This window comes from Staphylococcus devriesei (genome assembly GCF_002902625.1).
Lineage (GTDB): Bacteria > Bacillota > Bacilli > Staphylococcales > Staphylococcaceae > Staphylococcus > Staphylococcus devriesei.
Genome location: NZ_PPRG01000015.1, coordinates 20,703 through 27,073 on the forward strand (window position 1 = coordinate 20,703; position 6,371 = coordinate 27,073).

4 protein-coding genes, 1 rRNA gene and 1 pseudogene are annotated in these 6,371 nt (G+C 35.3%); 5 read left to right on the plus strand and 1 reads right to left on the minus strand.

The features are described 5' to 3' along the window. The first annotated feature begins 19 nt into the window (after positions 1-19). The 5 genes and pseudogenes from CD147_RS02620 (at position 20) to ilvA (ending at position 5,833) form a co-directional block, all read left to right on the plus strand. Positions 20-1,554, plus strand: a pseudogene (locus tag CD147_RS02620) (2-isopropylmalate synthase). Further along, on the plus strand, positions 1,551-2,594 hold the full coding sequence (gene leuB / locus CD147_RS02625; protein ID WP_103165897.1) for a 3-isopropylmalate dehydrogenase: 1,044 nt from the start codon (positions 1,551-1,553) through the stop codon (positions 2,592-2,594). The pseudogene CD147_RS02620 and the gene leuB overlap by 4 nt, the downstream one beginning before the upstream one ends. Before the next feature lie 15 nt (positions 2,595-2,609). Beyond that, positions 2,610-3,980, plus strand: coding sequence for a 3-isopropylmalate dehydratase large subunit (leuC, locus tag CD147_RS02630; RefSeq protein ID WP_103165898.1), 1,371 nt, complete (start codon positions 2,610-2,612; stop codon positions 3,978-3,980). 2 nt (positions 3,981-3,982) lie between these two features. Next, positions 3,983-4,552 carry a 3-isopropylmalate dehydratase small subunit gene (gene leuD / locus CD147_RS02635; protein ID WP_103165899.1) on the plus strand — a complete coding sequence of 190 codons (570 nt, stop codon included), beginning with the start codon at positions 3,983-3,985 and terminating at the stop codon, positions 4,550-4,552. Between the two features lie 12 nt (positions 4,553-4,564). Beyond that, entirely contained in the window at positions 4,565-5,833 is a 1,269-nt protein-coding gene (ilvA, locus tag CD147_RS02640; RefSeq protein ID WP_103165900.1) for a threonine ammonia-lyase IlvA, read from the plus strand. A gap of 455 nt (positions 5,834-6,288) precedes the next feature. Here the strand turns inward: ilvA and rrf are convergent. Further along, positions 6,289-6,371 (minus strand): 5S ribosomal RNA (rrf, locus tag CD147_RS12620); the annotation flags it as partial.

The window sequence follows — 6,371 nt, forward strand, 5'->3', positions numbered from 1 at the left end:
TTAGTAAGGAGTGATTAAAATGAAGAGCCATATTCAAATTTTTGATACTACGTTGAGAGATGGTGAACAAACACCAGGTGTGAGTTTTTCATTTGATGAACGTTTAAAGATAGCTAAACAACTTGAAAAATGGGGAGTTGATGTCATTGAAGCTGGCTTCCCCGCTTCAAGCTCTGGGAGTTTTAAATCTGTTCAGGCAATATCAAAGGCTTTAACTACAACAGCAGTTTGTGGATTAGCACGGTGTAAACAATCCGATATAGATGCAGTCTACGAAGCGACTAAAGATGCTGCACATCCTCGGGTACACGTATTTATAGCTACTTCACCCATTCACTTAAAATACAAATTAAAAATGTCTCAAGAAGAAGTTTTAGAAAGTATTACTAAGCATGTAAGCTATGCTAAACAACTCTTCGATGTTGTTCAATTCTCACCAGAGGATGCTTCAAGAACAGAAATCGCATTTTTAATTAAATGTGTTCAAACAGCTGTTGATGCGAGTGCAAGTATTATTAATATTCCTGATACAGTGGGCTATAGCTATCCAACTGAATATGGCCTCATTTTTAAATCTTTACTAGAACATGTTAAATCAGAACATAAAGTGATTTATAGTGCCCATTGCCATGATGATTTAGGTATGGCGGTAGCTAATAGCTTAGCCGCAATTGAAAATGGCACAGAACGTATTGAAGGCACTGTCAATGGCATTGGTGAACGTGCAGGTAATACTGCCTTAGAAGAGCTAGCTTTAGCGCTTTATGTCCGTCGAGATCACTACGGTATTGAAACACGGTTAAATCTAGCTGAAACTAAAAATACCTCAGATATTATATCAAGATATGCAGGTATTCGCGTACCTAAAAATAAAGCGATTGTAGGCCAAAATGCCTTTAGTCACGAATCAGGTATTCATCAAGATGGTGTACTTAAAAATCCTGAAACCTATGAAATTATGACGCTACAATTAGTAAGTATCAGTAAAAATGAATTACCTCTTGGCAAACTATCAGGTAAACACGCCTTTAGTGAGAAGCTTAAATCTTTAGGATATGATATCAAAGCAGAAGATCAAGTTGCATTATTTAAGCAATTTAAAGCAATTGCTGATAAGAAAAAAGATGTGTCTGATAGAGATATACATGCGCTAATTCAAGGTTCTGAACATGAACAAAATTCAATTTATCACCTTGAAACACTACAACTTCAATTTGTATCACATGGATTACAAAGTGCTGTAGTTGTTATTAAAAATAAAGATGGTAATACATACCAAGATTCAAGTATTGGTACAGGCTCTATTGTGGCAATTTATAATGCAGTTGATCGCATTTTCAAAAAGAGAGTGAATTGGTTGATTACCGAATCGATTCGGTCACAGAAGGTACCGACGCGCAAGCTGAAGTACATGTAGAGCTTAAAATTGAAGGTCAACCAGTCAATGGTATGGGTATTGATCATGATATCTTACAAGCGTCTTGCAAAGCTTATGTGGAAGCACATGCAAAATATGTTTCAGAATTCATTGAGAAAGAAGGCACCCGAGTATGACATATAATATTGTAGCGTTACCAGGAGATGGCATTGGTCCTGAGATTCTTAACGGGAGTTTAGAACTACTAAATCTTATTAGTAAAAAATATGATATTTCTTATACTCTCAAGAATTTTGATATTGGAGGAGCAGCTATTGATTCACATGGTACTCCCCTTCCAAATGAAACATTAACTGCTTGCGAACAAGCCGATGCGATATTACTTGGCGCTGTGGGTGGTCCAAAATGGACTGATCCTAATAATCGCCCAGAACAAGGATTACTTGCTTTGCGTAAAGGCTTAGGATTATTTGCTAATATTCGACCAACCAAAGTTACTAACGGCACAAGTCATTTTTCTCCTTTGAAAAAAGAACGTGTAGAAGGCACTGATTTAGTAATCGTACGTGAATTGACTAGTGGTATCTATTTTGGAGAACCTCGTCAAATTAGCGATGCTTTTGCATTAGATTCACTAACTTATACCAAGGCAGAAATAGAAAGAATAGCTAGAGTTGCATTTGAATTAGCAAATAATCGTAAGAAAAAATTAACTTCTGTTGATAAAGAGAATGTACTAGCTTCTAGTAAACTATGGAGAAAGACAATCAATGAAGTAAGCAAAGACTATCCTGATGTAGAACTTAATCACTTACTAGTAGATGCGTGTAGCATGCATTTAATTACAAATCCTACACAATTTGATGTTATCGTTACTGAAAATTTATTTGGTGATATCTTAAGTGATGAAGCTTCAGTAATCCCTGGTTCACTAGGTTTATCCCCTTCTGCCAGTTTTAGCTTAGAAGGACCAAGACTATATGAACCTATACATGGTTCTGCACCTGATATTGCTAATAAAAATATTGCTAACCCATTCGGTATGGTTCTTTCTCTTGCGATGTGTTTGCGTGAAAGTTTAGAACAAGAAGATGCTGCATTAGAATTAGAACAATCTGTCTTCAACTTAATTAGACAAGGTATAACAACTCAAGATTTAGGCGATACTTGTACTACTAGTGAAATTTTCAATCATTTAAAGGCCAATTATCAATAAAGGGGGAATAATTTTATGGGGCAAACACTATTCGATAAAGTTTGGAATAAGCATGTTTTAACTGGAAAAGAAGGTGAACCACAACTTTTATATATAGATTTGCATTTGATTCATGAAGATACTTCTCCTCAAGCTTTTGAAGGATTGAGACTACAGAATCGTAAATTAAGACGTCCAGATTTAACTTATGCAACATTAGATCATAATGTTCCTACGATCGATATTTTTAATATTAAAGACGAAATAGCTAATAAACAAATTACTACACTACAAAAGAATGCAAAAGATTTTGGTGTGCATATATTTGATATGGGGTCTGATGAACAAGGTATTGTACATATGGTGGGCCCTGAAACAGGTCTCACACAACCAGGCAAAACTATTGTCTGTGGTGATTCACATACAGCGACGCATGGTGCCTTTGGTGCTATAGCATTTGGAATTGGTACTAGTGAAGTAGAACATGTCTTTGCTACTCAAACACTTTGGCAAACTAAACCTAAAAATCTAAAAATTGATATTAACGGTAAGCTTCAACCTGGTGTTTACGCTAAAGATATTATTTTATATTTGATTAATAAATACGGCGTCGATTTTGGTACAGGGTATGCTCTAGAATTTACGGGAGAAACTATCAAGTCATTGTCGATGGAAGCGCGTATGACGATTTGTAACATGGCAATCGAGGGTGGCGCTAAATACGGTATTATACAGCCAGATGATGTGACTTTCGACTATGTTAAAGGTCGCCCTTATGCTCAAAACTATAACTATTCTCTTCCTGAATGGCGCCAATTATATTCAGATACAGATGCAGTTTTTGATAAAGCAATTAAACTAGATGTAACTGATTTAGAACCACAAGTAACTTGGGGTACTAATCCAGAAATGGGTGTGGGAGTAAATACTCCTTTTCCAAAAATAAAAAATATTAACGATGAACGTGCATATAATTATATGGACTTACAACCTGGACAAACAGCTTCTGATATTAATTTAGGCTATGTATTTTTAGGTTCATGTACAAATGCTAGACTTTCAGACTTGATTGAAGCAAGTCGTATTGTAAAAGCACAACGAGTTCATCCTAATATTACAGCAATCGTAGTCCCCGGTTCATGTACTGTCAAAAAGGAAGCTGAAGCAATTGGATTAGATAAAATATTTAAAGACGCTGGGTTTGGATGGAGAGAACCAGGTTGCTCAATGTGTTTGGGTATGAATCCAGACCAAGTCCCAGAGGGCGTTCATTGTGCATCAACAAGTAATCGTAATTTTGAAGGTCGACAAGGTAAAGGTGCTAGAACCCATCTAGTCTCTCCAGCTATGGCTGCTGCAGCTGCTATTCATGGCAAATTTGTTGATGTAAGAAAGGTGGTCGTATAGTTATAGATATCCAACCTATCACAACCTATACTGGAAAAATTGTACCCTTACTCAACGATAATATTGATACTGATCAAATTATTCCTAAATCACATTTAAAACGTATTATTAAAAGTGGTTTTGGGCCCTTTGCTTTTGATGAGTGGCGCTATCTAGCTGATGGCTCTGACAATCCTGATTTTAATCCAAACAAACCACAATATGCTGGTGCTTCTATTTTAATTACAGGAGATAATTTCGGTTGTGGTTCTAGTCGTGAACATGCTGCATGGGCATTAAAAGACTATGGTTTCAATATTATTATTGCTGGTAGTTTCAGTGACATCTTTTACATGAACTGTACTAAAAACGGGATGTTACCAATTGTATTAGATGAGGATGCTAGAAATTATTTAGCAACTCAAAAAGAAATAACTGTAGATTTACCAAAGCAAACTGTTTTTACCAATGATAAAACATTTAGCTTTTCAATTGATGAAACTTGGAAAAATAAATTGGTAAATGGTTTAGATGATATTGCAATTACGCTTCAATATGAAGAACTAATAGAAAAATATGAAAAAATGAGGTAAGGATGGATATATATGACAGTAAAGATGACAGTGAGTGCTAAAGATATAGATAAAGCCTATTTAAGAATTAAAGATGTTGTAAAAGAAACGCCTTTACAGTATGATCACTATCTTTCACAAAAATACGACTGTAATGTATATTTAAAAAGAGAAGATTTGCAATGGGTGCGCTCTTTTAAGCTCCGAGGTGCTTATAATGCAATTTCAGTATTAGATGATGATGCGAAAGCGCAAGGCATTACTTGTGCAAGTGCCGGTAATCATGCTCAAGGTGTAGCCTATACAGCTAAGGCGTTAAATTTAAACGCTGTAATCTTTATGCCAGTTACTACCCCATTACAAAAAGTTAATCAAGTTAAATTTTTTGGTGCGGATAATGTTGAAATTGTTTTAACTGGAGATACATTTGACGATTGTCTTAAAGAAGCACTACAGTATACTGATAAAAACCAAATGACATTTATCGACCCTTTTAACAATGTTAATACTATTTCAGGTCAAGGAACATTAGCTAAAGAAATCTTGGCACAAGCAAATCAAGATAATATAGCATTTGATTATCTTTTTGCAGCAATTGGTGGTGGTGGCTTAATTTCAGGGGTTAGTACTTATATGTCTCAATATAGTCCTAATACTCAAATTATTGGTGTCGAACCTGCGGGTGCAAGTAGTATGTATGAATCTGTAGTCGTTCATAATAAAGTAGTTACCTTAGATCATATTGATAAATTTGTAGATGGCGCCTCGGTCGCTCATGTAGGCGATATAACGTTTGATATTGCTAAACGAAAGGTAAATGATTATATTCAAGTTGATGAAGGTGCAGTATGTTCTACTATCCTGGATATGTATTCGAAACAAGCAATTGTTGCGGAACCAGCTGGCGCTTTAAGCGTAGCCGCGTTAGATTTCTATCGCAACGAAATTAAAGGTAAAACCATTGTTTGTGTTATTAGTGGGGGTAACAATGATATTAACCGTATGAAAGAAATTGAAGAGCGTTCTCTTCTTTATGAAGAAATGAAACATTATTTCATTCTTAATTTTCCGCAACGTCCTGGAGCACTTAAGGAATTTGTAAATGATGTATTAGGACCTCAGGATGATATTACTAAATTTGAGTATTTAAAAAAATCATCTCAAAATACAGGTACCGTTATCATTGGCATTCAACTAAAAAACCATGAAGATTTAACTCAGCTAAAAAATAATGTAAATAGTTTTGACCCTTCTAATATTTATATTAATGAAAATAAAATGTTATATTCACTATTGATTTAACAATAGATTTAGAAGTGTTATTGATGAATATATTAACAAAGAGCCAGGTGTACATTTTAAATGTATATCTGGTTTCTTGTTTTTATTATATTCATTTATGGGTATGTTTGCTTTATTTTTTCTATTTTTAATTTATTTGCTGGAGGGTGATTTGCTACCATCAGCGCTAAGGAGCTTCCTTTACTTTGAGGCAAGCGTTCGTATCTTTCTTCATTTTCGTCTTTCGTTGGCTCATTTTGCTCAACTAAATTCGCTGCTCTCTCTCCTCAATTCATCATCTTCAATCGCTTTCTCTTCGCAAAGCTAAATAAACGCTGACATGTTCTCTCCGAAGTTTGTATCGTTTTTCTTTTAGTTTGTCTTCTTTTCGCCTACGGCTTTGATGCTAAATTTAGTCATAAAAAAAGAGACCTTTCAGTCTCAATATCGGCTCATCGCATCCATACGATTTGTTTGCCTGGCAACGTCCTACTCTAGCGGAACGTAAATCCAACTACCATCGGCGCTAAGGAGCTTAACTTCTGTGTTCGGCATGGGA